This is a genomic window from Pseudomonas asuensis, from assembly GCF_014646755.1.
Taxonomy (GTDB): Bacteria; Pseudomonadota; Gammaproteobacteria; order Pseudomonadales; family Pseudomonadaceae; genus Chryseomonas; species Chryseomonas asuensis.
In genome coordinates this window covers 371,221-395,149 of record NZ_BMNW01000004.1, presented here as the reverse complement: position 1 = coordinate 395,149, position 23,929 = coordinate 371,221, and the positions used below count along the sequence as shown (strand labels likewise).

24 protein-coding genes are annotated in these 23,929 nt (G+C 54.2%); 12 read left to right on the top strand and 12 right to left on the bottom strand.

What is annotated here, in order from left to right; translation table 11 throughout:
• Window positions 1-60: 60 nt before the first annotated feature.
• From yidC to rpmH, 4 genes are read right to left on the bottom strand one after another with little or no spacing between them, the layout of a single operon-like run.
• On the bottom strand, window positions 61-1,794 hold the full coding sequence (gene yidC / locus IEX86_RS11365) for a membrane protein insertase YidC (protein WP_188866228.1): 1,734 nt from the start codon (window positions 1,792-1,794) through the stop codon (window positions 61-63).
• Window positions 1,795-1,808: 14 nt separating this feature from the next.
• On the bottom strand, window positions 1,809-2,045 hold the full coding sequence (gene yidD, locus IEX86_RS11360) for a membrane protein insertion efficiency factor YidD (RefSeq protein WP_188866227.1): 237 nt from the start codon (window positions 2,043-2,045) through the stop codon (window positions 1,809-1,811).
• Window positions 2,038-2,445 carry a ribonuclease P protein component gene (gene rnpA, locus IEX86_RS11355; RefSeq protein WP_188866226.1) on the bottom strand — a complete coding sequence of 136 codons (408 nt, stop codon included), beginning with the start codon at window positions 2,443-2,445 and terminating at the stop codon, window positions 2,038-2,040. The genes yidD and rnpA overlap by 8 nt, the downstream gene beginning before the upstream one ends.
• A gap of 14 nt (window positions 2,446-2,459) precedes the next feature.
• Window positions 2,460-2,594, bottom strand: coding sequence for a 50S ribosomal protein L34 (gene rpmH, locus IEX86_RS11350; RefSeq protein WP_010796343.1), 135 nt, complete (start codon window positions 2,592-2,594; stop codon window positions 2,460-2,462).
• A gap of 548 nt (window positions 2,595-3,142) precedes the next feature.
• Between rpmH and dnaA the strand changes: the two genes are divergently transcribed.
• From dnaA to IEX86_RS11325, 5 genes are all read left to right on the top strand, one after another.
• Window positions 3,143-4,636 carry a chromosomal replication initiator protein DnaA gene (gene dnaA / locus IEX86_RS11345; protein WP_188866225.1) on the top strand — a complete coding sequence of 498 codons (1,494 nt, stop codon included), beginning with the start codon at window positions 3,143-3,145 and terminating at the stop codon, window positions 4,634-4,636.
• A 28-nt stretch (window positions 4,637-4,664) separates the two neighbouring features.
• On the top strand, window positions 4,665-5,768 hold the full coding sequence (gene dnaN, locus IEX86_RS11340; RefSeq protein ID WP_188866224.1) for a DNA polymerase III subunit beta: 1,104 nt from the start codon (window positions 4,665-4,667) through the stop codon (window positions 5,766-5,768).
• Window positions 5,769-5,780: 12 nt separating this feature from the next.
• Window positions 5,781-6,890, top strand: coding sequence for a DNA replication/repair protein RecF (recF, locus tag IEX86_RS11335; protein ID WP_188866223.1), 1,110 nt, complete (start codon window positions 5,781-5,783; stop codon window positions 6,888-6,890).
• Window positions 6,887-9,307 (top strand): DNA topoisomerase (ATP-hydrolyzing) subunit B, encoded by a 2,421-nt coding sequence (gene gyrB / locus IEX86_RS11330; protein WP_188866222.1) that lies wholly within the window; start codon window positions 6,887-6,889, stop codon window positions 9,305-9,307. Before recF ends, gyrB begins: the two co-directional genes overlap by 4 nt.
• A 162-nt stretch (window positions 9,308-9,469) precedes the next feature.
• Complete coding sequence (locus tag IEX86_RS11325) at window positions 9,470-10,027, top strand: GNAT family N-acetyltransferase (RefSeq protein ID WP_188866221.1); 558 nt, start codon at window positions 9,470-9,472, stop codon at window positions 10,025-10,027.
• Between the two features lie 55 nt (window positions 10,028-10,082).
• Here IEX86_RS11325 and IEX86_RS11320 read toward each other — a convergent pair whose 3' ends face one another.
• The 4 genes from IEX86_RS11320 to glyQ are packed head-to-tail and all read right to left on the bottom strand — an operon-like array spanning window position 10,083 to window position 14,403.
• Complete coding sequence (locus IEX86_RS11320) at window positions 10,083-10,856, bottom strand: lysophospholipid acyltransferase family protein (protein WP_188866220.1); 774 nt, start codon at window positions 10,854-10,856, stop codon at window positions 10,083-10,085.
• Between the two features lie 3 nt (window positions 10,857-10,859).
• Window positions 10,860-11,396, bottom strand: coding sequence for a D-glycero-beta-D-manno-heptose 1,7-bisphosphate 7-phosphatase (gene gmhB, locus IEX86_RS11315; protein ID WP_188866219.1), 537 nt, complete (start codon window positions 11,394-11,396; stop codon window positions 10,860-10,862).
• A 5-nt stretch (window positions 11,397-11,401) separates the two neighbouring features.
• On the bottom strand, window positions 11,402-13,456 hold the full coding sequence (gene glyS / locus IEX86_RS11310) for a glycine--tRNA ligase subunit beta (RefSeq protein WP_188866218.1): 2,055 nt from the start codon (window positions 13,454-13,456) through the stop codon (window positions 11,402-11,404).
• On the bottom strand, window positions 13,453-14,403 hold the full coding sequence (gene glyQ / locus IEX86_RS11305) for a glycine--tRNA ligase subunit alpha (protein ID WP_188866217.1): 951 nt from the start codon (window positions 14,401-14,403) through the stop codon (window positions 13,453-13,455). Before glyQ ends, glyS begins: the two co-directional genes overlap by 4 nt.
• A 102-nt stretch (window positions 14,404-14,505) precedes the next feature.
• Between glyQ and IEX86_RS11300 the strand changes: the two genes are divergently transcribed.
• The 4 genes from IEX86_RS11300 (at window position 14,506) to IEX86_RS11285 (ending at window position 17,758) form a co-directional block, all read left to right on the top strand.
• A complete protein-coding gene (locus IEX86_RS11300; RefSeq protein ID WP_188866216.1) occupies window positions 14,506-15,060 on the top strand; it encodes a DNA-3-methyladenine glycosylase I in 555 nt (184 codons plus the stop codon).
• A 70-nt stretch (window positions 15,061-15,130) separates the two neighbouring features.
• Window positions 15,131-16,018, top strand: coding sequence for a lysophospholipid acyltransferase (locus tag IEX86_RS11295; protein WP_188866215.1), 888 nt, complete (start codon window positions 15,131-15,133; stop codon window positions 16,016-16,018).
• A 120-nt stretch (window positions 16,019-16,138) separates the two neighbouring features.
• Complete coding sequence (locus tag IEX86_RS11290) at window positions 16,139-17,458, top strand: Nramp family divalent metal transporter (protein ID WP_188866214.1); 1,320 nt, start codon at window positions 16,139-16,141, stop codon at window positions 17,456-17,458.
• A 33-nt stretch (window positions 17,459-17,491) separates the two neighbouring features.
• Window positions 17,492-17,758 (top strand): PilZ domain-containing protein, encoded by a 267-nt coding sequence (locus tag IEX86_RS11285; protein ID WP_188866213.1) that lies wholly within the window; start codon window positions 17,492-17,494, stop codon window positions 17,756-17,758.
• Window positions 17,759-17,773: 15 nt separating this feature from the next.
• Here the strand turns inward: IEX86_RS11285 and IEX86_RS11280 are convergent, their stop codons facing one another.
• From IEX86_RS11280 to def, 4 genes are all read right to left on the bottom strand, one after another.
• Window positions 17,774-18,088 (bottom strand): tetratricopeptide repeat protein, encoded by a 315-nt coding sequence (locus tag IEX86_RS11280; RefSeq protein WP_188866212.1) that lies wholly within the window; start codon window positions 18,086-18,088, stop codon window positions 17,774-17,776.
• 11 nt (window positions 18,089-18,099) lie between these two features.
• Window positions 18,100-19,407, bottom strand: coding sequence for a 16S rRNA (cytosine(967)-C(5))-methyltransferase RsmB (gene rsmB, locus IEX86_RS11275; protein WP_188866211.1), 1,308 nt, complete (start codon window positions 19,405-19,407; stop codon window positions 18,100-18,102).
• Complete coding sequence (gene fmt, locus IEX86_RS11270; RefSeq protein ID WP_188866210.1) at window positions 19,404-20,348, bottom strand: methionyl-tRNA formyltransferase; 945 nt, start codon at window positions 20,346-20,348, stop codon at window positions 19,404-19,406. The genes rsmB and fmt overlap by 4 nt, the downstream gene beginning before the upstream one ends.
• Before the next feature lie 123 nt (window positions 20,349-20,471).
• On the bottom strand, window positions 20,472-20,981 hold the full coding sequence (gene def / locus IEX86_RS11265; RefSeq protein ID WP_188866209.1) for a peptide deformylase: 510 nt from the start codon (window positions 20,979-20,981) through the stop codon (window positions 20,472-20,474).
• A 143-nt stretch (window positions 20,982-21,124) separates the two neighbouring features.
• Here def and IEX86_RS11260 point away from each other — a divergent pair, with 143 nt between their 5' ends.
• Genes IEX86_RS11260 through tsaC form a run of 3 tightly spaced genes read left to right on the top strand, consistent with a single transcriptional unit; the run spans window position 21,125 to window position 23,926 of the window.
• The gene (locus tag IEX86_RS11260; protein ID WP_188866208.1) at window positions 21,125-22,150 is read left to right on the top strand and encodes a LysM peptidoglycan-binding domain-containing protein; all 1,026 of its coding nucleotides are present in this window, start codon (window positions 21,125-21,127) and stop codon (window positions 22,148-22,150) included.
• Between the two features lie 54 nt (window positions 22,151-22,204).
• Complete coding sequence (gene dprA, locus IEX86_RS11255; protein ID WP_188866207.1) at window positions 22,205-23,320, top strand: DNA-processing protein DprA; 1,116 nt, start codon at window positions 22,205-22,207, stop codon at window positions 23,318-23,320.
• A gap of 51 nt (window positions 23,321-23,371) precedes the next feature.
• The gene (gene tsaC / locus IEX86_RS11250) at window positions 23,372-23,926 is read left to right on the top strand and encodes an L-threonylcarbamoyladenylate synthase type 1 TsaC (RefSeq protein WP_188866206.1); all 555 of its coding nucleotides are present in this window, start codon (window positions 23,372-23,374) and stop codon (window positions 23,924-23,926) included.
• Window positions 23,927-23,929 lie beyond the last annotated feature (3 nt).

Here is a 23,929-nt window from a genome sequence, read left to right as displayed (position 1 = left end):
TTTCATTCTCCAGAATGCACAACGCCCCTCGAAAGGGGCGCCGTGTAAAGGGTCAGGCTATCAGGCCGGTTTGGCAGAACCATCGACCCGACGATTGATATACCACTGCTGTGTGATCGACAAGCAGTTGTTCACGATCCAGTACAGCACCAGACCAGACGGGAACCACAGGAAGAAGAAGGTAAAGATGATAGGCATCATCTTCATCATCTTGGCCTGCATGGGGTCTGGAGGCGTTGGATTCAGCATCTGCTGAACCAGCATGGTACCGCCCATAAGAATTGGCAGAATGAAGAAGGGATCCTTGGACGACAGGTCAGTGATCCAGAACATCCAGGGAGACTGTCGCATTTCTACGCTTTCTAACAGAACCCAATACAAGGCCAAGAATACCGGCATCTGTACGAGGATCGGCAGGCAGCCGCCCAGTGGATTGATCTTCTCCTTGCGGTACAGCTCCATCATCGCCTGGGACATCTTCTGGCGATCATCGCCATACTGTTCCTTCAGCGCCTGAAGACGTGGAGAAACTGCACGCATGCGAGCCATGGAGCGATAGCTTGCTGCAGAAAGCGGGAAGAAGATGGCCTTGATGATTATAGTCAACACAATGATCGACCATCCCCAGTTTCCAAGGATGCTGTGGATATGTTGCAGCAGCCAGAAAATTGGCTGGGCAATGAACCACAGGAAGCCATAGTCCACTGTCAATTCCAGACCTGGGGACAACTGCTTCAGATACTCCTGAAGCTTGGGACCGGCATATAGCGTTGCAGACGTCTCTGCCTTGGTGCCAGGAGCTACATTGAGCTGAGGCCCGGTAAAGCCCACCAGGTAATTGCCCTGGCCGTCCTTACGGGTCTGGATTTGATGCTGCTCATCCTTGTTAGCAACCCAGGCCGTTACAAAGTAGTGCTGCAACCAAGCGACCCAGCCGCCTTGGGCTGTCTCTTGTAAGGCTTGCTTGTCGATATCCTTCATCGACACCTTGCGGTATTGCTCCGCTGGCGTCCCGACAGCAGCACCCAGGTAAGTCGAAACCCCTGTTGCCGTAGTCGCAGATGGATCACCACTGGAGTCACGCTTTAGCTGTGCATAAAAAATACCGTTCCAGGCTTGGCTGCTCTGGTTGTCGATAACATAGCTGACCTGCACCTGATAGGCGTCTGGGTTGATGCAGGAAATTTTCTTCTGTGCTTTCTCAACATCTGAACAATCAATTTTCAAGCCACGGTGGAACGTAAAGCGCTTGATGTAGTTGATGCCGTTTTCAGCAAAGTTCAGATCAACAGCCAATTGATCCTGGCCATCTGCCAACACGTAATTCTGCTGCACGCTCTGATAGACAGGACGACCTGTCTGACGCGCGTCCGGACCATTGGCTCCCGTTAAACCACTTTGTGCCAGATACAGACGCTCATTGCCGTTATCAAACAGGGTGAACGGTACATCTGGCTGATCCTGGCGACGCGGATACTGGATAAGTCCCAGCTTGACGATATCACCGCCCCGGGGATCAATGGTGACATCCATGACATCCGTACGGACATGAATGGATTGTCCATTGCCGCTTACAGACTGTGGAGCTGTTCCGTTAGTCGAACGCTCACCCGCAACTGTTGGAACATCTGCTGCAGAAGTATTGCCTGTTGGTGTGTCAGTCGGTAACGCTGCAGTAGATGATTGTGCTGAAGAAGGCGTTTCGGGCTGGCCGTAATCCTTATTCCATTGCAACACCGCTGTGTAAGACACAATCGCTAGAGCGGCGATGAGAAACGTGCGCTTTATATCCATGATTACTCGGCCATCTAAGAGGTCGGTGCTTGGGATTGGTCTGCTGGTACCGAGTCATATCCATCAGCGAGCCTGAAATGACAGCAACCAAACTGGTGTATTGCCATCCAGCCATTGCGCAAGAAATTGCACAGTGCAATACCCTGAGACGTATGGTTTGAACAACTGGGATAGAAACGGCAGTGAAATGCCATCATAGACGTGATGGCATTACGGTAGAAGCGGATAAGCAGCGAAGCTGGCTCACGCATAGGAACCGTTTGCCTGTTTCGAATGTTCGGAAGGATCGGTCGTTTGTAGCTGTTTACGTGCCAGACGATTCCAAAGCTTGCCCAGATGCTGATGCAAGTCAGGATTCTCAATATTACCGAAACCTTTACGTGCAATAACGACGATATCCAAACCTTCCAGCAGATGCTGGTGGTGACGGAAAGAATCGCGGATGACACGTTTGAGCCGGTTACGCTCGACTGACAGCTTGACGCTCTTCTTACCTATCACCAGGCCGATTCGGGCATGGGACAGGCCATTCTGACGTACAAGCAGAAGAACACTATTACCAGGAATCTTGAGAGTGGGAGAGTCGAAGACATTTTGGAACTGTCTTGAACTCAGGAGCCGTTTTTCGCGGCTGAAGTCTCGACTCACCACCTGTACCGGGATTATCAGACAGCCAGACGCTTACGGCCTTTGGCACGGCGACGGGATAGAACCTGACGGCCGTTCTTGGTAGCCATACGAGCACGGAAACCGTGAGTACGGGCGCGCTTCAGAGTACTGGGTTGGAAAGTGCGTTTCATGGTCATTTACCTAGGTGTGAACGAAGCGAGGCGAAATCACCCCGTCTAAATAGACCGGCGATTCTAGAGAAAGCGAGTGAATAGGTCAATTTCCATCCAGCACCGGTTGTCAATAAAAATTCAACAAAAACAACAAAAGAACGAATTAAAAAGAAGATAGATACAGTGTTAATGTTTATAGAAAGACTTTCTTGTGGATAAGCTTGCGAAGGGCTTGTCCGGCCTGTATTTGATTGCTGTATAACTCTGCTTCAAAGCCGTCGACCTCCTGTGCTGCGGCTGAGCATTGCCTGTGGATATAGTAGTCACTTAACCACAGCCGGTTTATCAACAGGCAACTATACCCAGTAGCAAGATAGTTTACCTTTTAGTTATCCACAGCAAGATTTTAAGATTTTTTTATCTTCTATTCTGCTGATTGAGTGGTTGATGTGGATAAGTGGAAGGGGCAACGGTACAATGTCGTGCTGCATTCACCTTTGCCTGAACACATTGTTTCTATCTATATATGGAAGCGATAACAGGGTGACTTTCTTTCTGGAGTGACTGTGTCAGTTGAACTTTGGCAGCGCTGTGTCGATGTACTGCGCGATGAGCTGCCTTCTCAGCAATTCAATACCTGGATCCGTCCTCTGCAAATCGAAGCAGAAGGAACTGAGCTACGCGTCTATGCGCCGAATCGGTTCGTACTGGATTGGGTAAATGAAAAATACGTCGGACGATTGCTTGAGCTGCTCGAAGAGCAATCTGATGATGGGATGGTGCCTGAGCTGACCTTGCTGATTGGTAGTCGCAAGAGCAGTAAGCCAACGCGGTCGCCTTCTATGGCTCCGCCACCCTCTCCCGTGGTATCAGCTGCATCTCCTGTATCTGGATCGATGAACCGGGAGCCAGCCGCTGAACCCGAAGCGCATGTACAGCAGATTGAAATGCCGATTGCGGACGACGTAGATCCGCAACCTGCGCCTTTGGTGGCCAACAAGACCGAGCGTAACGTTCAGGTAGAAGGTGCGCTCAAGCATACGAGTTATCTCAACCGCACCTTTACCTTCGAGAACTTTGTTGAGGGTAAGTCCAACCAGCTGGCCCGAGCGGCTGCCTGGCAGGTTGCTGACAATCCCAAGCATGGATACAACCCGCTTTTCCTCTATGGTGGTGTAGGGTTGGGTAAAACGCACCTGATGCATGCGGTAGGTAACCACCTGCTCAAACGGAATCCCAATGCCAAGATCGTGTATCTGCATTCGGAGCGTTTCGTTGCGGATATGGTTAAAGCGCTTCAACTGAATGCCATTAATGAGTTCAAGCGGTTCTACCGCTCCGTTGATGCCCTGCTGATCGACGATATTCAGTTTTTCGCACGCAAAGAGCGTTCACAGGAAGAGTTCTTTCATACGTTCAACGCTTTGCTTGAAGGCGGACAGCAGGTCATTCTGACGAGTGATCGTTACCCAAAGGAAATCGATGGTCTTGAGGAGCGTCTCAAGTCCCGTTTCGGCTGGGGCTTAACAGTAGCTGTCGAGCCTCCTGAACTGGAAACGCGTGTTGCCATTCTTATGAAAAAGGCTGACCAGGCAAAGGTCGACTTGCCTCATGATGCTGCCTTCTTTATCGCACAGCGAATTCGTTCAAACGTTCGGGAGCTTGAAGGTGCGCTTAAACGTGTAATCGCTCATGCTCACTTTATGGGACGAGAGATTACGATCGAATTGATTCGCGAGTCGCTCAAGGATCTGCTGGCGCTGCAGGATAAGCTGGTCAGCATTGAGAATATCCAGCGAACCGCCGCCGAATATTACAAGATCAAGATCGCCGATTTACTGTCGAAGCGACGTTCTCGTTCTGTGGCACGTCCTCGTCAAGTGGCGATGGCCTTGTCGAAGGAATTGACCAACCATAGCCTGCCAGAAATAGGCGATGCCTTTGGTGGGCGCGATCACACGACAGTGCTACATGCCTGTCGTAAGATTGCTCAACTCAGAGAGTCCGACGCTGATATTCGCGAGGACTACAAAAATCTATTGCGCACGCTGACGACCTGATCAGAAGCACTTGGCAAGGGACAAGACCATGCATTTCACTATTCAACGCGAAGCCTTGTTGAAACCATTGCAGCTCGTGGCTGGTGTCGTGGAGCGTCGGCAAACATTACCGGTGCTGTCCAACGTGCTGCTGGTGGTCCAAGGTCAGGAACTGTCCTTGACAGGTACTGACCTTGAGGTCGAGCTGATTGGCCGCGTAACGCTCGAAGACAAGGCTGAGCCTGGAGAAATTACCGTACCAGCTCGCAAGCTCATGGATATCTGCAAGAGTTTGCCAAGCGATGCGTTGATCGATATCCGAACCGATGAGCAAAAGCTGCTTGTCAAGGCTGGCCGTAGCCGTTTTACGTTATCTACACTTCCTGCCAATGACTTCCCCACCGTTGAGGAAGGTCCTGGGTCAATGAGCTTTAGCCTGCCACAAAGCAGGCTGCGCCGTCTTATTGACCGTACCGGATTTGCCATGGCTCAGCAGGATGTTCGTTACTACCTTAACGGCATGTTGCTTGAGGTCAGCGAAGGTCACTTGCGTGCAGTTGCTACTGACGGACACCGTCTGGCAATGTGTGTACAGGAAGCGGGTATTCAATATGAGGGCCGTCACCAAGTGATCGTGCCACGTAAAGGCATCCTTGAACTGTCACGCCTGCTACTTGAGCCTGAGGAGCTGGTTAATATCACTTTAGGCCAGCACCACATCCGTGCTACAACGGCTAACTTCACATTCACATCAAAGCTGGTCGATGGAAAATTCCCGGACTATGAGCGTGTACTACCGCGCAACGGGGATAAGGTACTGACCGGTGAGCGCCAATTGTTACGTGAAGCTTTTAGCCGTACGGCTATTCTTTCCAATGAAAAGTACCGTGGTATTCGCCTTCAGCTGGTAACCGATCAACTGAAGATTCAGGCCAACAACCCTGAGCAGGAAGAGGCAGAGGAAGAGCTGCAGGTGGATTATACAGGGGCTGATCTAGAGATCGGCTTCAATGTAAGCTATCTGCTTGATGTACTGGGTGTCATGACAACTGACCAGGTACGTATCACCCTTTCCGATTCCAATAGCAGTGCGTTGGTTCAGGAAGCCGGCAATGACGAGTCCTCTTACGTCATCATGCCGATGCGTCTGTAATTTCGAGGCGCGATGTCTCTTATCCGCCTGACCGTCACCGCTGTGCGTAACTTGCACACGGTGACGCTGACACCTTCTCCGCGGATCAATATCCTCTACGGTGATAACGGCAGCGGTAAAACCAGCGTTTTGGAAAGCATCCATTTGCTAGCGCTGGCTCGCTCATTCCGGAGCACTCGGCTGTCACCTGTTATTCAGAACGAGCAAACAGCCTGCACGGTTTTTGGCCAAGTCAGCTTGCCTGGCGATGGTGTCAGTAACCTGGGTGTCCAGCGGGAGCGTAACGGTGATTTCACCATTCGTATTAATGGCCAGAATGCTCGAGGCACGGCTCAGCTTGCCGAAACGTTACCCGTTCAGCTGATCAATCCAGATAGTTTCCGACTGCTCGAGGGAAGTCCCAAGATTAGACGTCAGTTTATCGATTGGGGTGTGTTCCACGTGGAACCACGCTTTCTGCAAGTGTGGCAAAGGCTTCAGAAAGCGCTAAGACAGCGGAACTCATGGCTACGACATGGTAAAATGGATCCCGCCTCGCAACAGGCATGGGATAGAGAACTGACACAAGCCAGCAACGAAATCGATGCCTTTCGGCGAGCTTATATTACGGAGCTCAAACCTGAGTTCCAGGCTGCTTTAGAAGAACTGGTCGATATAGAAAACCTGACGTTCAGTTATTACCGCGGCTGGGACAAAGACCGCGAGCTGCAGGATGTGTTGACGACGTCCCTGACCCGAGACATGCAGCTTGGACATACGCAGGCCGGCCCACAGAGAGCCGATCTACGAATTAGATTAGGTAGCCATAACGCGGCAGACATCTTGTCGCGTGGCCAGCAAAAGCTGGTGGTCTGTGCATTGAGAATTGCACAGGGAAGATTAATCAATCGAGTCAAACGCGGCCAGTGTGTTTATCTGGTGGATGATTTACCTTCCGAATTGGATGAACAGCATCGCAAGGCTTTATGCCGTTTGCTGGAAGGCCTCAACTGCCAGATCTTCATTACCTGTGTCGAGAAAGAATCATTGGAATCCAACTGGCAAGACGATACGCCAGTGGCCTTGTTCCACGTCGAACAAGGATCCATTACGCAGACCCCAAGCGTTGGGAGTAAAGCATGAGTGAGAACCAGACTTACGATTCCTCCAGTATCAAGGTACTGAAGGGACTGGACGCAGTCCGCAAGCGTCCGGGGATGTACATCGGTGATACCGATGACGGTACCGGCTTGCACCACATGGTATTCGAGGTTGTCGATAACTCTATCGACGAGGCCCTAGCGGGTCATTGTGATGAAATCACCATCACTATTCATACGGATGAGTCGATTACCGTCCGCGATAATGGACGTGGTATTCCAGTAGATATCCACAAGGAAGAAGGCGTTTCGGCAGCAGAGGTCATCATGACTGTGCTGCACGCAGGTGGTAAGTTTGACGACAATACCTATAAGGTTTCCGGCGGCTTGCACGGTGTAGGTGTGTCAGTTGTAAACGCCCTGTCTGAAGAGTTGCGCCTGACTATTCGACGCCTTGGGCAGGTCTGGGAACAGGTCTATGTTCATGGCGTTCCACAGGAGCCACTCAAAGCGATTGGTGAAACGGATGGAACCGGAACGCAGATTCACTTCAAGCCGTCTGCTGAAACCTTCAGCAATATCCATTTCAGCTGGGATATTCTGGCCAAGCGCCTACGTGAACTGTCTTTTCTGAATTCGGGCGTTGGCATCCTGCTGCGAGACGAGCGCTCCGGCAAGGAAGAGATGTTCAAATATGAGGGTGGTTTACGCGCGTTCGTTGATTATCTGAATACCAACAAAACGCCTGTTAACCAGGTTTTCCACTTTAATGTGGGTGACCGTGAAGACGGTATCGGCGTGGAAGTGGCATTGCAGTGGAATGACAGCTTCAACGAGAACATCCTCTGCTTTACCAATAACATTCCCCAGCGTGATGGCGGTACCCACCTTGCCGGTTTCCGCTCAGCACTGACACGTAATCTGAACACCTATATCGAAGCTGAAGGTCTGGCCAAGAAGTTCAAGGTTGCGACTACAGGTGATGACGCACGTGAAGGTTTGACGGCAATTATTTCCGTTAAGGTCCCTGATCCTAAGTTCTCATCTCAGACCAAGGACAAGCTGGTTTCTTCAGAAGTGAAGACTGCTGTTGAGCAAGAGATGGGTAAGCAATTTGCTGACTTCCTACTGGAAAACCCAGGTGAAGCTAAGGCGGTTGTTGGCAAGATGATCGACGCAGCCCGCGCTCGTGAAGCGGCGCGTAAAGCCCGTGAAATGACACGGCGTAAAGGTGCATTGGATATCGCAGGACTGCCTGGCAAGTTGGCAGACTGCCAGGAAAAAGACCCTGCCCTTTCCGAACTCTACATTGTGGAGGGTGACTCCGCCGGCGGTTCGGCCAAACAAGGTCGTAATCGGCGGACTCAGGCAATCCTGCCGCTCAAAGGCAAGATCCTTAACGTTGAAAAAGCGCGCTTTGACAAGATGCTTTCCTCTCAGGAGGTGGGCACGCTCATTACGGCGTTGGGCTGCGGTATTGGCCGTGAAGAGTTTAACATCGACAAGCTGCGTTATCACAACATCATCATCATGACCGATGCTGACGTTGACGGCTCGCACATTCGTACGCTGCTCTTGACGTTTTTCTTCCGTCAGATGCCTCTGTTGATTGAGCGTGGTTATATCTATATCGCTCAGCCTCCGCTGTATAAGGTCAAACGTGGCAAGCAGGAGCAATACATCAAGGACGACGAGGCGATGGAGGAATACCTCACGCAAACCGCGCTTGAAGATGCCAGCTTGCACGTGAATGAGCATGCTCCAGGACTTTCCGGCGTTGAGCTGGAGAAAATGGTGAACAGCTATCGTACGGTTATGAAGTCGCTTAAGCGCCTGTCTCGTTTGTACCCATCAGATATTAGCGAACATACGCTTTATCTGCCGCGGGTAGAGCCTGAGCAACTGGCAGATCAAGCGGCCATGACCACCTGGATCGATAGTCTCCGTGCCCGTTTGAAAACTAATGAGCGTTCGGGCCTCGCCTACGAAGTGAACTTGCGTGAAGACCGCGAGCGTCATCTTTGGCTACCAGAGGTAGAAACCAAGGCGCATGGGCTGTCGAGTTACGTTACGTTCAATCGGGACTTCTTCAGCAGTAATGACTATCGCCAGATCACTACGCTAGGCACACAGATCAATAACCTGCTTGAAGACAGTGCATATGTGAAGCGTGGCGAGCGTCGCAAGGCAGTCTCTACTTTCCGTGAGGCCCTTGAGTGGCTGATGGGAGAGACGGCAAAGCGCTACAGCATCCAGCGCTATAAGGGGTTGGGCGAGATGAACCCGGATCAGTTGTGGGAGACCACGATGGATCCGAATGTACGCCGCATGCTGCGTGTCACGATTGAAGACGCTATTGCTGCTGACCAGATTTTCAATACCTTGATGGGTGATCAGGTAGAGCCGCGCCGCGACTTTATTGAAAGCAATGCCCTTGCGGTATCGAACCTAGACGTCTGACCGCTTGCAATAGTTAAAAGGCCAACGGAGACGTTGGCCTTTTTTATTGTGGTTAACTTTAACAGCGCTGATACCATGCGCTGTTTTTCCACAGCTGTGCTGGAAATCTGCTGGTAATACAGCTTGTGTATATCTAAAAGTTATACACAATAGAGTTAACACATGCCTTCTCTTCCCTTGTTGAAAACACATCGTTTACAGCTAAGGCCGTATGTCCCTGCCGATGCGCCTTTTCATTATCCACTGGCTGACAACTCCGATATTGCTTCCATGACCGGGACGCTGCCTTCGCCCTACACCCTTGAACTGGCAGAGCACTGGATCTCCAGTCATGAACGTTGGTTTATGGAGGGACGAAGCCTCAACCTCGCCGTTGTGCTTCAAGAAAATGCTGCATTGATTGGAACGATAAGCCTAAGCGGTTTCGGCTCTCCTCATCGAAAAGCTGGCTTGGCTTATTGGATAGGCAAAGCCTACTGGAATCAGGGCTACTGCAGTGAGGCAGCGAGGGCGGTGATTGAATATGGCTTTACTGCGCTTGAACTCAATCGGATCTTCGGCGAGTGTTTCCAGCGAAACCGCGCATCCATCAGAGTGCTGGAAAAGCTAGGCATGAGCTATGAAGGATGCCGGCGCGAAGATATGCACAGGGTAGAGCAATTTGAAGATGTGGTGATGTATGGCTTGCTTCAAAGGGAGTGGAAACAGGTCGCTGTATAAGTTTTCAGCTGTGTATAAAAAACCCCGGTTATCCCGGGGTTTATTTTTTATCTTATCAGCTGTCAGTGGCGGGCCTGGCCGGGGGATCAGTTAGAGCTGAATTATGCACAGGCGACATGGAAGCCAACGCTTGATCGATGAAGGACTGACTACGGGTATTAAGATCCACAATCGCACGAGGATCAGAGCCATGGGGTGACATGACTGGACCAATAATCACTTTGATAGTACCAGGACGCTTTATCCAATTCTTGTTCGGCCAGTATTCACCGGCGTTGTGAGCGATAGGCAACACCGGTACGTTCAGCGCGCAGGCCAGCGCAGCGCCACCGCGAGAAAACTTGCCAGTTTCTCCCGGTGATACACGAGTACCCTGGGGGAAGATCAGTACCCAGCAGCCTTGCTTGATATAGCGGCCGCCCTGCTCAGTAATCTGCTGAAGGGCAAGCTTGCCGTTGTTTCTGTCAATGGCAATGGGCTTAAGCAAGGCAAAGGCCCAACCAAAGAACGGTACTTTGAGCAGCTCTCGTTTGATCACTTGAGAGGTGGGTTCAAACAGTGCGGACAGGAAAAAGGTTTCCCACGTGCTCTGATGGTTAGCAATGATGATGCAGGGCGTTTTGGGGACATTCTCAAGCCCTGAGATTTCGTAACGGATGCCGCAGATAACCTTGGCCAGCCAGACAGCAAAACCAGTCCAGGCTTTGACGACAAAGCGATAACGCGCCCGATAAGAAAGCAGCGGAGCAATCAGTAGCGATACGCACGACCAGATAATACCGCTGGTGCCAAGAAGAATGTAGAAGATCACAGTACGCAGGCCGCGCATGGATTAGTCCTGTAGAAGATGTTGTACAACAGCCGCAAGGTCGGAAAAGACCTGGGTTCCTTCTGGAAGCGGCTTCTGCAGGGTTCGCTCGCCTTTACCTGTTTTTACGAGATAAGGCGTACAGCCGAGAGCGAGACCGGCGGTGAGATCGCGCAGGCTGTCTCCGACGACTGGAATGCCCGTCAGATCGTTCATTGCGTAATGCTGAGCGATCTGACGGAACAAGCCGGGGCTTGGCTTACGGCAGTCACACCCGTCATCCGGGCCATGGGCACAGTGAACGATCAGGTCAACACGACCACCCTGCCCGTTCACCAGTTGTCTGAGCTTATCGTGCATGGCTTCCAGTGTTTCACCATTAAACAACCCGCGAGCGATACCCGACTGGTTAGTGGCAACTGCCACTTTCCAGCCGGCTTTGCTCAATTGTGCAATGGCTTCGATACTGCCTGGGATGGGAATCCATTCCTCAACCGATTTGACGAATGCGTCGGAATCCCTGTTGATGACACCATCCCGGTCCAGCACGATCAGCTTCATAACAATCAACCCAGCAACGAGATATCGGCAATACCAAGGAATAACGCCCGTAGACGCGCCAGGAGCGCATAACGGTTTGCACGGACATGTTCGTCCTCGGCATTCACCAAGACCTGATCGAAGAAGCTATCAACCGGCTCGCGCAGGCTTGCCAGTCGATTAAGTGCTTCGCGGTAGTTTCGCGCCAGAGACAATGGCTCGACGTTCTGTTCGGCGTCGGTAATCGCCTCTAGCAACACGCGCTCGGCGTCATGCTCGAAGAGCGTGGCTTCAACCTGTGCCAACACCATGCCTTCGGCCTTGCCCAGAAGATTGGACACACGCTTGTTGGCGGCAGCCAGCGAAGCCGCTTCCGGCAGACCGCGGAAAGCCTGAACGGCTTGTACGCGCTGATCAAAGTCGAGTGCCGAGCTGGGATTCAAAGCCCGTACAGACAGATAGACTTCAGCTGCAACGCCTTCGTCCTCATAGCGGGCACGCAAACGGTCAAAAATGAAGTCTTGTACCTGCTGAGCCAGATCGCCTGCCTTGACCTTGTCACCATACAGATCAATCGCTTTGTCGATAGCGGCTGGAAGATGCAGGTCCAGCTGTTTTTCGATCAGAATACGCAGTACACCCAAGGCCTGACGACGCAGAGCAAATGGATCTTTGCTGCCAGTGGGCAACATGCCGATTCCGAAGATACCAACCAGCGTATCAAGCTTGTCGGCCAGTGCTACAGCGGCGCCTGTGGCAGTACGAGGAAGCTCAGCTCCTGCGCCACGGGGCATGTATTGCTCGTTCAGCGCATGGGCAACGTCTTCAGCTTCACCGCCGTTGAGTGCGTAGTAATAACCGGCAATGCCCTGCATTTCAGGGAATTCGCCTACCATCTCGGTAGCCAGATCGCACTTGGCCAGGATACCGGCACGTGCTGCTTTCTCTACGTCACTGCCAAGCTGTTCGGCAATGTAGGCTGCCAGCTGGGAAACACGCTCGGACTTCTCATAGACAGTGCCAAGTTGAGCCTGGAAGACCACATTCTTCAAGCGCTCGTTGAAGTGTTCCAGCGGCTGCTTCTTGTCCTGTTTGAAAAAGAATTCAGCATCGGTCAGACGCGGACGGACGACCTTTTCATTGCCGGAAACAATCTGGGCCGGGTCCTTGCTCTCCACGTTCGCCACGGTAATGAAACGCGGCAGGAGCTTACCGTTCTGGTCCAACAGGCAGAAATACTTCTGGTTGTCCTGCATGGTGGCGATGAGGGCTTCCTGAGGGACCTCAAGAAAACGCTCTTCAAACGAACACACCAGCGGTACAGGCCATTCGACGAGTGCAGTCACTTCATCAAGCAGACCTGCCGGCACGACGGCATTGCCCTGCTGCTCGGCAGCCAGCTCATTGACGCGGCGCTCGATCAGCTCACGCCGTTCGGCAAAGTCGGCCAGTACATAGGCTGCACGAAGGTCTTCGGCATAGTTGGCTGGGCCGGTGATGTTTACGCTGCCCGGGCTGTGAAAACGGTGACCACGGGATTCGCGGCCAGCTTTCTGCGCCAGGATTTCGCAATCCAGTACTTCATTGCCAAACAGCATGACCAGCCACTGGGTCGGGCGGACAAACTCTTCGCGGCGGGCTGCCCAGCGCATGCGCTTGGGAATAGGCAACTCACCCAAAGAGGTTTCAACGATACTGGGCAGCAACGTACCGGCAGGCTGGCCCGGGATCGTCTGGGAGAAGCGAAGCTTGGGGCCACTGCGGTCAATTGCGCTGATGTCTACACCGCACTTGCGGGCAAACCCTAGCGCGGCCTGGGTGGGGTTACCTTCTGCATCAAAGGCCGCCTTAACCGGCGGGCCATCCAGGTTCACACTGCGATCCGGTTGCTGCTCGTCCAACTGGTTGATCAGCACTGCCAAACGACGCGGTGCAGCGTAGTAACGGGCACCGACATAGTTCAGCCCGGCCGCCTTGAGGCCTTTTTCGATACCGGCGAGAAATGCCTCACCCAAGCTTTTCAAGGCTTTGGGTGGCAGCTCTTCAGTACCGAGCTCGACGAGGAAATCCTGGGCGCTCATTGTTCGGCCTCCTTGAGTTTGGCGAGTACTTCATCACGCAGTTCGGGCGTGGCCATGGGGAAGCCAAGACGTGCGCGGGCCTTCAGGTAGCTGTGTGCCACAGCACGGGCCAGGGTACGAACGCGCAAGATATAACGCTGGCGCTCGGTTACAGAGATGGTGCGGCGAGCATCCAGCAGGTTGAAGGTATGCGACGCCTTGAGGACCATTTCATAAGTCGGCAGCGGCAGGTCGAGTTCAAGCAGGCGGTTGGCTTCCGACTCGTAAAAGTCGAACAGTTCGAACAGCTTGGGCACATTGGCGTGTTCGAAGTTATAGGTAGACTGCTCTACTTCGTTCTGGTGGAACACGTCGCCATAGGTCACGGTACCGAATGGACCATCGGTCCAGACCAGGTCATAGACCGAGTCTACGCCCTGCAGGTACATGGCCAGGCGTTCCAGACCATAGGTAATCTCGCCGGTTACTGGATAGCACTCAATGCCACCAGCCTGCTGGAAGTAGGTGAATTGGGTTACTTCCATGCCGTTCAGCCAGACTTCCCAGCCCAGGCCCCAGGCGCCCAGGGTCGGTGATTCCCAGTTGTCTTCCACGAAGCGAATATCATGGACGAGTGGGTCAAGGCCAATAGCCTTCAGCGAACCCAGATAAAGCTCCTGGAAGTTTTCCGGATTGGGCTTCAGGACCACCTGGAACTGATAATAATGTTGCAGGCGGTTGGGGTTTTCACCATAGCGACCATCAGTGGGACGGCGGCTGGGTTGTACGTAGGCAGCGTTCCAGGTTTCCGGGCCGATGGCGCGGAGGAACGTGGCGGTATGGAACGTGCCGGCGCCGACTTCCATGTCATAGGGCTGCAAAACAACGCAGCCCTGCTCCGCCCAGTAGTTTTGCAGGGCGAGGATGAGATCCTGGAAGGTGCGCACGGCGGGTGGAGTCGAAGTCACGGCGTTCACCTGTGCTGGAGACGGTAAAAGTCAGGCAGTATAACCGATTAGACTCGGATGATATTTAGGTGAACGGTCTGTTCTGACCATTAGGGAGCCCTCATGCCACGTTGTTACTGGTGTACCGACGATCCGCTGTATATCGCCTATCACGATCATGAATGGGGCATACCACTGAAAGACCCGCAGCGTCTGTTCGAATTACTGGTGCTGGAAGGCTTTCAGGCGGGGCTGTCGTGGATCACCATCCTGAAAAAGCGCGCCCGTTATCGGGAAGTGCTGTTTGGCTTCGCCCCCGAACGACTGGCCGTCATGACCGATGAGGAGATCGAGGAGCGGATGCAGGATGCAGGCATCATTCGTAATCGCATGAAGCTCAAGGCGGCACGACAGAACGCCCAGGCCTGGTTGCGTCTTGACGATCCGGTGGCCTTTCTCTGGTCATTTGTAGGCGGGACGCCAAAGATCAATCATTTTCGTGATCGCAGCGAAGTACCTGCCATCACGCCTGAAGCCGAGGCCATGAGCAAGGCGCTCAAGAAAGCAGGCTTTACATTTGTAGGTCCGACTATCTGTTACGCCTATATGCAGGCTGCAGGTCTGGTGATGGATCACACGACGGATTGTGACCGTTACGCGGCCTTGTGTGATGCTTAGACGCCAAAAGGCTGATCAGCCTCGCCATGCAGCAGTACAATAACGGATTTTAGGCTTGTGGGAGTTGCTCTTGGAAAAGCTCAAAGGCGCGTTGATTGTCGGCTTCTTGCGTCTGTTGGCCCTATTGCCCTGGTCCATGGTACAGCGGCTGGGTTCCTTTATTGGTTGGTGCATGTGGAAGTTGCCGACACGTGCCGGCAAGGTAACCCGGATCAACCTAGCCCATTGTTACCCAGAGCTTAAAGACGAAGCGCTGGAGCAGTTTTCCAAGGAGTGTCTGGCTGGAATCGGCAAGACGCTGACCGAGAGTGCCTGTGCCTGGATCTGGCCGGCCGAGCGCTCACTCAAGCTGATCCGTGAAGTGGAAGGCATGGATGTACTGCAGGAGGCGCTGGCTTCAGGCGATGGTCTGGTAGGCATTACCAGCCATCTGGGTAACTGGGAGCTGCTCAACCACTTCTATTGCTCACATGCCAAGCCGATCATTTTCTATCGTCCACCTAAATTGAAGGCTGTGGACGAGCTCTTGAAAAAGCAGCGGGTTCAATTGGGTAATCGTGTTGCGCCCTCAACGCCAGAAGGCATTATCAGTGTGATCAAGGAAGTACGCCGTGGTGGCGCTGTGGGTATTCCGGCTGATCCTGAGCCAAGCCGCAGTGCTGGCCTGTTTGTTCCTTTTCTGGGTACTACAGCGTTGACCAGCAAGTTCGTACCATCGCTGCTGGCCAAGGGAAAGGCGCGTGGTGTGTTCTTCCATGCGGTACGTCTAGCCGATGGCAGCGGCTATAAGGTGATCCTTGAAGCTGCACCGGCAGACATGTACGACAAGGACCCGGAAGTGTCTGTGGCGGCCATGAGCAAAGCGCTGGAGCGTTATGTGAGCGCCTATCCGACGCAATACATGTGGAGCATGAAGCGCTTCAAGAATCGTCCTGATGGCGAGCAGCGCTGGTATTGAGTGCACCCCTTTCGGTAATGCGATCAATGCTCTATACCCAGGCAAGTCAGCTGCCCAGTTCATTGGTTTCTGGACTGGGTATTGATAACGGCAAACCGTTTCACTGATCGAGAGCTGCAGTTGAAATTTTCAATTCCCAAAATTGCTACGGCACCCTTCTGTCCATCCGAAGTCAGCGGGTCGGTTGCTATTCCGCCCGGTGCGCCCTTCTGGCGTAAGGCTTTACGGTTTGCAGGTCCAGGCCTTTTGGTCTCGATCGGCTATATGGATCCAGGTAACTGGGCAACCGCCATCGAAGCAGGCTCCCGGTTCGGCTATACCCTGCTGTTCGTAGTCCTGCTCGCCAGCCTGGCCGGCATGGTGGTCCAATGCCTGTGTTCGCGTCTGGGACTGGCAACCGGGAGGGATCTTGCCCAGCTCTCCCGTGAGCGCTATAGCCCTCGTATAGCCAAGACGCATTGGGCGCTGGCGCAGACTTCCATTATCGCCACCGATCTTGCCGAGGTGCTCGGGTGTGCGCTGGCGTTTCATCTGCTACTCGGGTGTTCGCTGACCACGGGTATTATCCTGACGGCTTTCGATACGTTATTGATCCTGGGCTTGCAGCGTCGAGGATTCCGTCAGGTGGAAGCCATCATGCTGGGGCTGGCCGCCACGATCGGCATCTGTTTCTTCATTGAGCTGATGCTGGTCAAACCGTTCTGGCCAGACGTGGCGAAAGGCTTTGTGCCTTCCTGGGAAGCGATTGCTCATCAGGAGCCGCTGTATCTGGCGATCGGCATCCTGGGCGCGACCGTTATGCCTCACAATCTCTACCTGCATAGCTCCGTGGTTCAGACGCGTCTGGTTGCGAAGGATCAGACCAGCCGCCTGGAAGCCATTCGGCTGGCGCGTTTCGACACGATCGGCTCGCTGGCGCTGGCACTGTTGATCAATGCGGCGATCATGATTCTGGCAGCATCGGCCTTTCATCGTACCGGGCATACCAATGTGGTAGAGATTCAGGACGCCTATCATCTGCTTGATCCGTTGGTAGGTGGTGCGCTGGCCAGTGTACTTTTTGGCATTGCGCTGCTGGCTTCAGGACAAAGCTCGACCTTTACCGGGACGATAGCCGGGCAGGTCATTCTGGAAGGCTACTTAAAGCTCAAGATTCCTTGCTGGCAACAGCGGTTGGCTACTCGTGCGATAGCCTTGGTTCCAGCCTTGATCGGCGTTTGGTGGTTAGGTGAAGGCTCCGTAGGCAAACTGCTGGTATTGAGCCAGGTCGTCCTGAGCCTGCAGCTTCCGTTTGCACTCTATCCGCTCATTCGAATGACGAGCGATACGAAACTCATGGGGCCTTTTGTCAATCGCACCTATACCAAGCTGCTGGCTTGGTTGCTGTTCGGTATCATCAGTCTCGCCAACCTGTGGCTTCTGGTGCAGTGGCTATCCTGATGACAGATGGAAAGCAGTGAGTAGGAGAACGTGATGGGTATCAATCAGAGACGCCACCCACGTATAGCCATGAAAGTCCGGTTGCGCATCACGCATCCGGACTTTGGCGAGCTGATCTGCCAGACACGCGATCTGTCTGATGGGGGCGTCTATGTACAGCATGCGACGTTGACGGAGTGGCCGGTCGGCACAAGGGTGCAGGGGCAGGTGCTGGACCTGCCTATCGAGGCACCCATAGTAGATATGGAAGTAATGCGCGTGGATGCACTTGGTGCGGGCTTCCGCTTCCTGCGAGGATAGGCCAGAGAGTTTGGCTTAGCCCTTTTGCTTATCCAGACGCTTCAGGAAAACCGTCATTTCTTTCTCTGACTGCTTATCGCCTTTGGCTTGGGCTGCTGCCAGGCCCGTCTGCCAAGCCGTACGCGCCCCGTCACTGTCGCCCTGCTGATCCAACGCCTTGCCAAGTAGCTTCCAGGCAGCGGAGTAACCTGCATCTTGTTCCACACAGCGTTGAAGGTGTACAGCCGCCTGGGTAGCATCACCCGCATCCAGATAGCCCTTGCCCAGCCCGAACCGCAACATGGGATTATCCATTCCCTTGGCCAGCATTTTTTCCAGTGATTCGAGCATGGGCAGTCCTCTTATTTAGCGATTTTGATCAGCTGGGCGTAGTAAAACCCATCGTGACCATTTTCTTGGGGAAGCAACTGTCGGCCATGTGGCTGTTTGATCCCCCAGGGTGCTGGGATATCCAGCTCCCTGGCGCCCGGCGTTCGCGCCAGAAACGCGCCGATGTTATCGGTATTTTCAACCGGCATTACCGAGCATGTGGCATACAGCAGAATGCCTCCCACCTCCAGTGTGGGCCAGAGTGCATCCAGGAGCTCAGCCTGTAACTGGGCCAAGGTAGGAATATCCTCGGGTGTACGGGTAAGCTTGATATCCGGATGGCGACGGATGACGCCTGTGGCTGAACAGGGTGCGTCGAGCAGAATGCGCTGGAACGGTTTGCCGTCCCACCAGTTATCCACTGCGCGGCCGTCCGCTGCAATCAAGGTGGCAGAAAGGTTGAGGCGGCTGAGGTTTTCACGCACTCGGGCGAGACGCGCCTCCTCGGCATCGATAGCCACAACTTCGGCCAGGCGCTCTTCCCGCTCAAGGATGTGGCACGTCTTGCCGCCGGGGGCGCAGCAGGCATCCAGCACACGCTGGCCAGGTGCCAATTCCAGCAACAGGGCTGACAGTTGCGCGGCTTCGTCCTGAACGCTGACACGACCCTCGGCAAAACCCGGCAGGGTTTTTACATCCTGAGCTGCCAGCAGGCGAATGCCGTCCTCACTGTAGGCACAGGCTTCAGCCTCGATACCGGCGGCAATGAGTTCGGCCAGATAAGCGTCTCGTGTTCCCAAGCGATGGTTTACCCGCAAAATGAGCGGGGGATGAAGATTGTTGGCGTGGCAGATCGCTTCCCAGTGCTCAGGCCAACGCGCCTTGAGTTCTTTTTGTAGCCAACGCGGATGGGCCAGCCGAGCGGCAGGGTCACGCTCAAGGCTTGCCAGGATCTCTTCGCCTTCCCGTTGGGCACGACGCAGTACTGCATTGAGCAGGCTTTTTGCCCAAGGCTTTTTAAGCTTGTCCGCACAGCCTACGGTTTCACCTAAGGCTGCATGGGCAGGCACGCGGGTGTAGAGGAGCTGATACAGACCAACCAGCAGCAGCGCCTCCACGTCGCGATCAGCTGCCTTGAATGGTTTTTGTAACAGCTTCTCGGCCAGCAGAGCCAGCCGGGGCTGCCAGCGAGCGGTGCCAAAAGCCAGCTCCTGAACGAGCGCACGATCCCGTGGATCAACCTTGTCCTGTTGGGCTGGCAGGCTGCTACCCAGAGAGGCGCGGCCTGCCAGCACGGCAGCCAGTGCCCGAGCCGCAGCAAGACGGGGATTAAGACTCATAAGCCAAGTACCTGACCTGCGGCAAAGCGCTCACGGCGGGCATTGAACAAGTCAGCAAACGCGAGCGGTTTACCGCCAGGAAACTGTATACGCGTTAGCAGCAGCGCGCCTTCACCACAGGCAACCCGTAAACCTTCACGGCTGGCCTCCAGAATCTCACCGGGCTGTCCGTTACCGTCTACTACTGTTGCTGCGTAGATTTTCACGCCCTCTCCCGCCAGTGTGCTGTGGCATAACGGCCATGGATTGAAGGCACGAATCAGCCGTTCTAGATCGACAGCAGGACGGCTCCAGTCCAGCTTGGCTTCTTCCTTATTAAGCTTATGAGCGTACGTTGCCAAGGCATCATCTTGCAGCTTGTCTGGCAACGTACCGGCTGCCAGCGCAGGAATAGCTTCGACAACCGCTTCTGCGCCTAGTAATGCGAGACGGTCATGTAGGCTGCCACCGGTGTCTTCGGCGGTAATCTGTGTACTTACCTTGCTCAACATGGGGCCGGTATCCAGGCCCGCTTCCATCCGCATGACCGTGACGCCCGTTTCGGCATCGCCCGCTTCGATGGCACGCTGGATCGGCGCAGCCCCTCGCCAGCGAGGTAATAGCGAGGCATGGCTGTTAATGCAGCCCAGGCGCGGAATATCCAGTACGGCTTGCGGCAGAATCAACCCATAGGCCACGACGATCAGGAGATCAGGCTTAAGGGCTGCAAGCTCTGCCTGTGCATCAGCGTTGCGTAGCGTCTGAGGTTGATAGACCGGAATGTTGTGAGATTCCGCCAGCTGCTTGACGGGACTCATCGCCAGTTTCTGCCCTCGTCCAGCCGGACGGTCAGGTTGTGTATACACGGCGGCTATTGAGTAGCCTACCCTTAACAGAGCATGTAGATGGCGGGCGGCAAATTCTGGTGTACCAGCAAAGACAATACGCAAAGGTTGAGTCATGGGGCTCTCATGGATCAGTACAAGGCAGCAACTGCTCGCTACTATAAAGGCGAGTCTTGCATAGGATAGAGGTCTTGGCACCAGAATGAAAAAGGCCTGCTGCTGCAGGCCTTTTCAGAGCGATCAGGCGTTCTGCTGGCGGTGCTGCTTTTCCAGCTTTTTCTTGATGCGGTCGCGCTTGAGCGAGGATAGATAATCAACAAACAACTTGCCGTTGAGGTGATCCACTTCATGCTGAATGCAAACAGCCAGCAGGCCTTCGCAAATCATCTCGAACGGCTCGCCATTACGATCAAGGGCATTTACCTTGACGCGTTCAGGTCGCTCTACTTTTTCGTAGAAGCCCGGTACGGACAGACAGCCTTCCTGGTACTCGCCCAGGTCCTGGGTCAGGGGTTCCAGTTTCGGGTTGATGAACACGAGCGGCTGACTCTTGTCTTCACTGATATCGATGACGATCAGCTGTTTGTGAACATTGACTTGGGTAGCGGCCAATCCTATGCCAGGCGCTTCGTACATGGTTTCGAACATGTCATCGATCACCTGACGAAGGGCATCGTCCACCTCCGCAACCGGCTTAGCGATAGTGCGCAAGCGGGGATCAGGGAATTCTAAGATATTTAAAAGGGCCATGATGTGTGTGAAGCACGTGTGGAATAAATTCGAAAGGCACTGCTAAGATGCAGCAGCGTTGATTTAATAGCCCCGCCAGGGAGTGATTGGGGCATTCCCTCAGGGTTTTTTTGCATATTGCACATAGTAAAGGGATTCACCGGATGAGGAAATCGTTGTTCGCCCTGTTGCTGGTGGCGGCTAGCAGTTGGGTGCAGGCCGACGTACAGCTGCGCCAAGGGCATCCAGACAGTTACACGGTGGTGCGCGGCGATACCCTTTGGGATATTTCCGGCAAATTTTTGAGCAAGCCCTGGCAGTGGCCAGAAATATGGCATGCCAACCCACAGGTCGAAAACCCGCATTTGATCTATCCCGGCGATAGACTGAATCTTGTCTACGTTGATGGTCAGCCTCGGCTGATGCTTAACCGTGGCGAGTCCCGCGGGACGATCAAGCTGTCGCCTACCGTCCGGTCGACACCGGTTGCCGAAGCGATCCCAACGATTCCGCTGGAAGCCATTAACAGCTTCCTGTTGTCGAATCGTGTCATTGATGATGCCAGCCAATTCAAGACAGCCCCCTATATCGTAGCCGGCAACGCTGAGCGTGTTGTCAGTGGTGCTGGTGACCGGGTTTACGCCCGTGGTCATTTCACCGAGGATCAGCCTGCCTACAGTATTTATCGGCAGGGCAAGGCATATCGAGATCCTCAGACTGGAGAATTTTTGGGCATCAATGCCGACTACGTGGGCAGTGGTGACAAAATCACTTCTGAAGGTGACATGACAACGTTGGTGCTCAGCCGGTCCAATGAAGAGGTTCGCCTGGGCGATCGCCTCTTCCCTACAGAGCAACGTGTGGTTAACTCGACCTTCATGCCCAGTGCGCCTGAAAGAGACGTCAACGGTATCATCCTTGATGTTCCACGTGGTGTTACCCAGATCGGCCAATTTGATGTGGTCATCGTCAACAAGGGCGCACGTGATGGCCTGGTTGAAGGCAACGTACTGGCCGTCTACAAGACTGGCGAAACGGTACGCGACCGTGTAACCGGTGATAACGTCAAGATACCTGACGAGCGGTCCGGGCTGATGATGATCTTTCGTGCCTACGACAAGCTCAGCTATGGCCTGATTCTTAATGCGAGTCGCCAGCTCTCTGTTATGGACAAGGTCCGTAATCCTTAAATAGTCATACTGGCGCAGCCTTTCAAGGGCTGCGCCACGATCAAGGATGATCGTATGTCGTTTTCTTCTCCAGCGGAGCTCGAAGCCCGCCTGCGTTTGCATAGCCTCCCTGAAATTGGTCCTCGCCGGTTTCTCCATCTGATCCATGCCTTTGGCACTGCTTCTGCTGCGCTCAGTGCACCTGCTTCTGCTTGGCAGGCGTTAGGTATTCCTGCCGTATGCGCACAGGCACGGCGCACGGTAGAAACCCGTGAGCGCGCTGCCCATGCCCTCGCCTGGCTGGAAAGCAGTCATCATCATCTGCTGTGTTGGGATGACCCCCGCTACCCCGCACTGCTGGCCGAAACCAAAGGCGCGCCGCCTCTGCTCTATGTAGCGGGAGCCGTGGAACTGCTGGAGCGGCCTCAGCTCGCTCTGGTCGGCAGCCGTCAGGCGAGCGCCTATGGGCTCGATAACGCTCGCCGCTTTTCCAGAAGCCTTGCGGCGGCAGGTTTCTGCGTAACCAGCGGCCTTGCGCTCGGTGTCGATGGTGCAGCTCACGAAGGTGCGCTGGAAGCCAGCGGCGCTACGGTTGCCGTATTGGGCACAGGACTTGAGCGACTCTATCCTCGCCGCCATACCAGCTTGGCTCGTCGTATCGTCGAACACGGCGGTGCGCTGGTATCAGAGTTGCCACTGGATGCTGCACCGAATGCCGCCAACTTTCCGCGGCGTAACCGTATCATCAGCGGGTTATCACTCGGTGTACTTGTGGTCGAGGCGAGTCCTTCGAGTGGCTCCCTGATCACAGCGCGGCTGGCAGCAGAGCAAGGACGCGAAGTGTTCGCCATTCCTGGCTCCATTCATCATCCCGGCGCACGCGGATGTCATCAGCTGGTTCGTGAGGGTGCACAGCTCGTCGAGAGCATTGAGCATATTCTGGAGTCGCTCAGGGGGTGGCAAGTACCCTTTGGGCAAGCTTCTCTGCCTTTAACCGTTGCGCCAGATCCGGCAGATGTTCCACGTGAAACGCATCCATTACTGGACTTATTAAGGGCCTCACCCCAGAACAGCGAGACGCTTGCCCAACTCAGTGGTTACGAGGTTTCTCATTTGTTGGCCGAGCTGACAGAGCTTGAACTAGACGGCCGTGTGGCGCGTGAAAATGGAGTTTGGGTCTATCGAGCGTGACGGGCGAGTCTCGGTTAAACTCGTGATCTTTTTATGGACAGGAGTGAACCGATGCTCAGCTGCTGGCGCGTTCAATATGCTGCTCACGTCATACGCCACGGCGGTGTAATCGCCTACCCGACCGAGGCAGTCTGGGGCCTGGGATGTGATCCCTGGGATGCGGCTGCGGTCTATCGGTTGCTACGTATCAAGCAGCGTCCGCTGGAAAAGGGTTTGATTGTGGTGGCTGATAACATCAGGCAGTTCGATTTTCTACTGCATGATCTGCCCAAGGAATGGAAGGACAAGCTATCGAGCACTTGGCCGGGGCCCAATACCTGGCTGGTACCACACCAGAACCGCTTGCCGGGCTGGGTAACGGGCGTGCATCAAACGGTGGCCTTGCGTGTAACGGACCACCCATTAGTGCGTGAGCTGTGTGCATTGGCAGGTCCGATTATTTCTACCTCCGCCAACCCGGCGGGACGCCCAGCAGCCCGCTCGCGCCTCAAGGTGGAGCAATACTTTTCCAAGGAATTGGACGCTGTGCTGGGCGGAGCGCTCGGGGGCCGCAGGAGCCCCAGCGTTATTCGTGATCTTGAAACCGGTCAGGTCTTCCGGCCCTGATAA

Excerpts from the sequence above, each read along its gene's own strand:
- IEX86_RS11325 (WP_188866221.1), top strand. The coding sequence starts at position 9,470 with ATGCCTTCTCTTCCCTTGTTGAAAACACATCGTTTACAGCTAAGGCCG.
- IEX86_RS11280 (WP_188866212.1), bottom strand. The coding sequence starts at position 18,088 with ATGCTCGAATCACTGGAAAAAATGCTGGCCAAGGGAATGGATAATCCC.
- dnaN (WP_188866224.1), top strand. The coding sequence starts at position 4,665 with ATGCATTTCACTATTCAACGCGAAGCCTTGTTGAAACCATTGCAGCTC.
- rpmH (WP_010796343.1), bottom strand. The coding sequence starts at position 2,594 with ATGAAACGCACTTTCCAACCCAGTACTCTGAAGCGCGCCCGTACTCAC.
- def (WP_188866209.1), bottom strand. The coding sequence starts at position 20,981 with ATGGCCCTTTTAAATATCTTAGAATTCCCTGATCCCCGCTTGCGCACT.
- rsmB (WP_188866211.1), bottom strand. The coding sequence starts at position 19,407 with ATGAGTCTTAATCCCCGTCTTGCTGCGGCTCGGGCACTGGCTGCCGTG.
- glyS (WP_188866218.1), bottom strand. The coding sequence starts at position 13,456 with ATGAGCGCCCAGGATTTCCTCGTCGAGCTCGGTACTGAAGAGCTGCCA.
- fmt (WP_188866210.1), bottom strand. The coding sequence starts at position 20,348 with ATGACTCAACCTTTGCGTATTGTCTTTGCTGGTACACCAGAATTTGCC.
- gmhB (WP_188866219.1), bottom strand. The coding sequence starts at position 11,396 with ATGAAGCTGATCGTGCTGGACCGGGATGGTGTCATCAACAGGGATTCC.
- dprA (WP_188866207.1), top strand. The coding sequence starts at position 22,205 with ATGTCGTTTTCTTCTCCAGCGGAGCTCGAAGCCCGCCTGCGTTTGCAT.
- recF (WP_188866223.1), top strand. The coding sequence starts at position 5,781 with ATGTCTCTTATCCGCCTGACCGTCACCGCTGTGCGTAACTTGCACACG.
- yidD (WP_188866227.1), bottom strand. The coding sequence starts at position 2,045 with ATGCGTGAGCCAGCTTCGCTGCTTATCCGCTTCTACCGTAATGCCATC.
- gyrB (WP_188866222.1), top strand. The coding sequence starts at position 6,887 with ATGAGTGAGAACCAGACTTACGATTCCTCCAGTATCAAGGTACTGAAG.
- IEX86_RS11320 (WP_188866220.1), bottom strand. The coding sequence starts at position 10,856 with ATGCGCGGCCTGCGTACTGTGATCTTCTACATTCTTCTTGGCACCAGC.
- IEX86_RS11260 (WP_188866208.1), top strand. The coding sequence starts at position 21,125 with ATGAGGAAATCGTTGTTCGCCCTGTTGCTGGTGGCGGCTAGCAGTTGG.
- IEX86_RS11300 (WP_188866216.1), top strand. The coding sequence starts at position 14,506 with ATGCCACGTTGTTACTGGTGTACCGACGATCCGCTGTATATCGCCTAT.
- tsaC (WP_188866206.1), top strand. The coding sequence starts at position 23,372 with ATGCTCAGCTGCTGGCGCGTTCAATATGCTGCTCACGTCATACGCCAC.
- yidC (WP_188866228.1), bottom strand. The coding sequence starts at position 1,794 with ATGGATATAAAGCGCACGTTTCTCATCGCCGCTCTAGCGATTGTGTCT.
- IEX86_RS11285 (WP_188866213.1), top strand. The coding sequence starts at position 17,492 with ATGGGTATCAATCAGAGACGCCACCCACGTATAGCCATGAAAGTCCGG.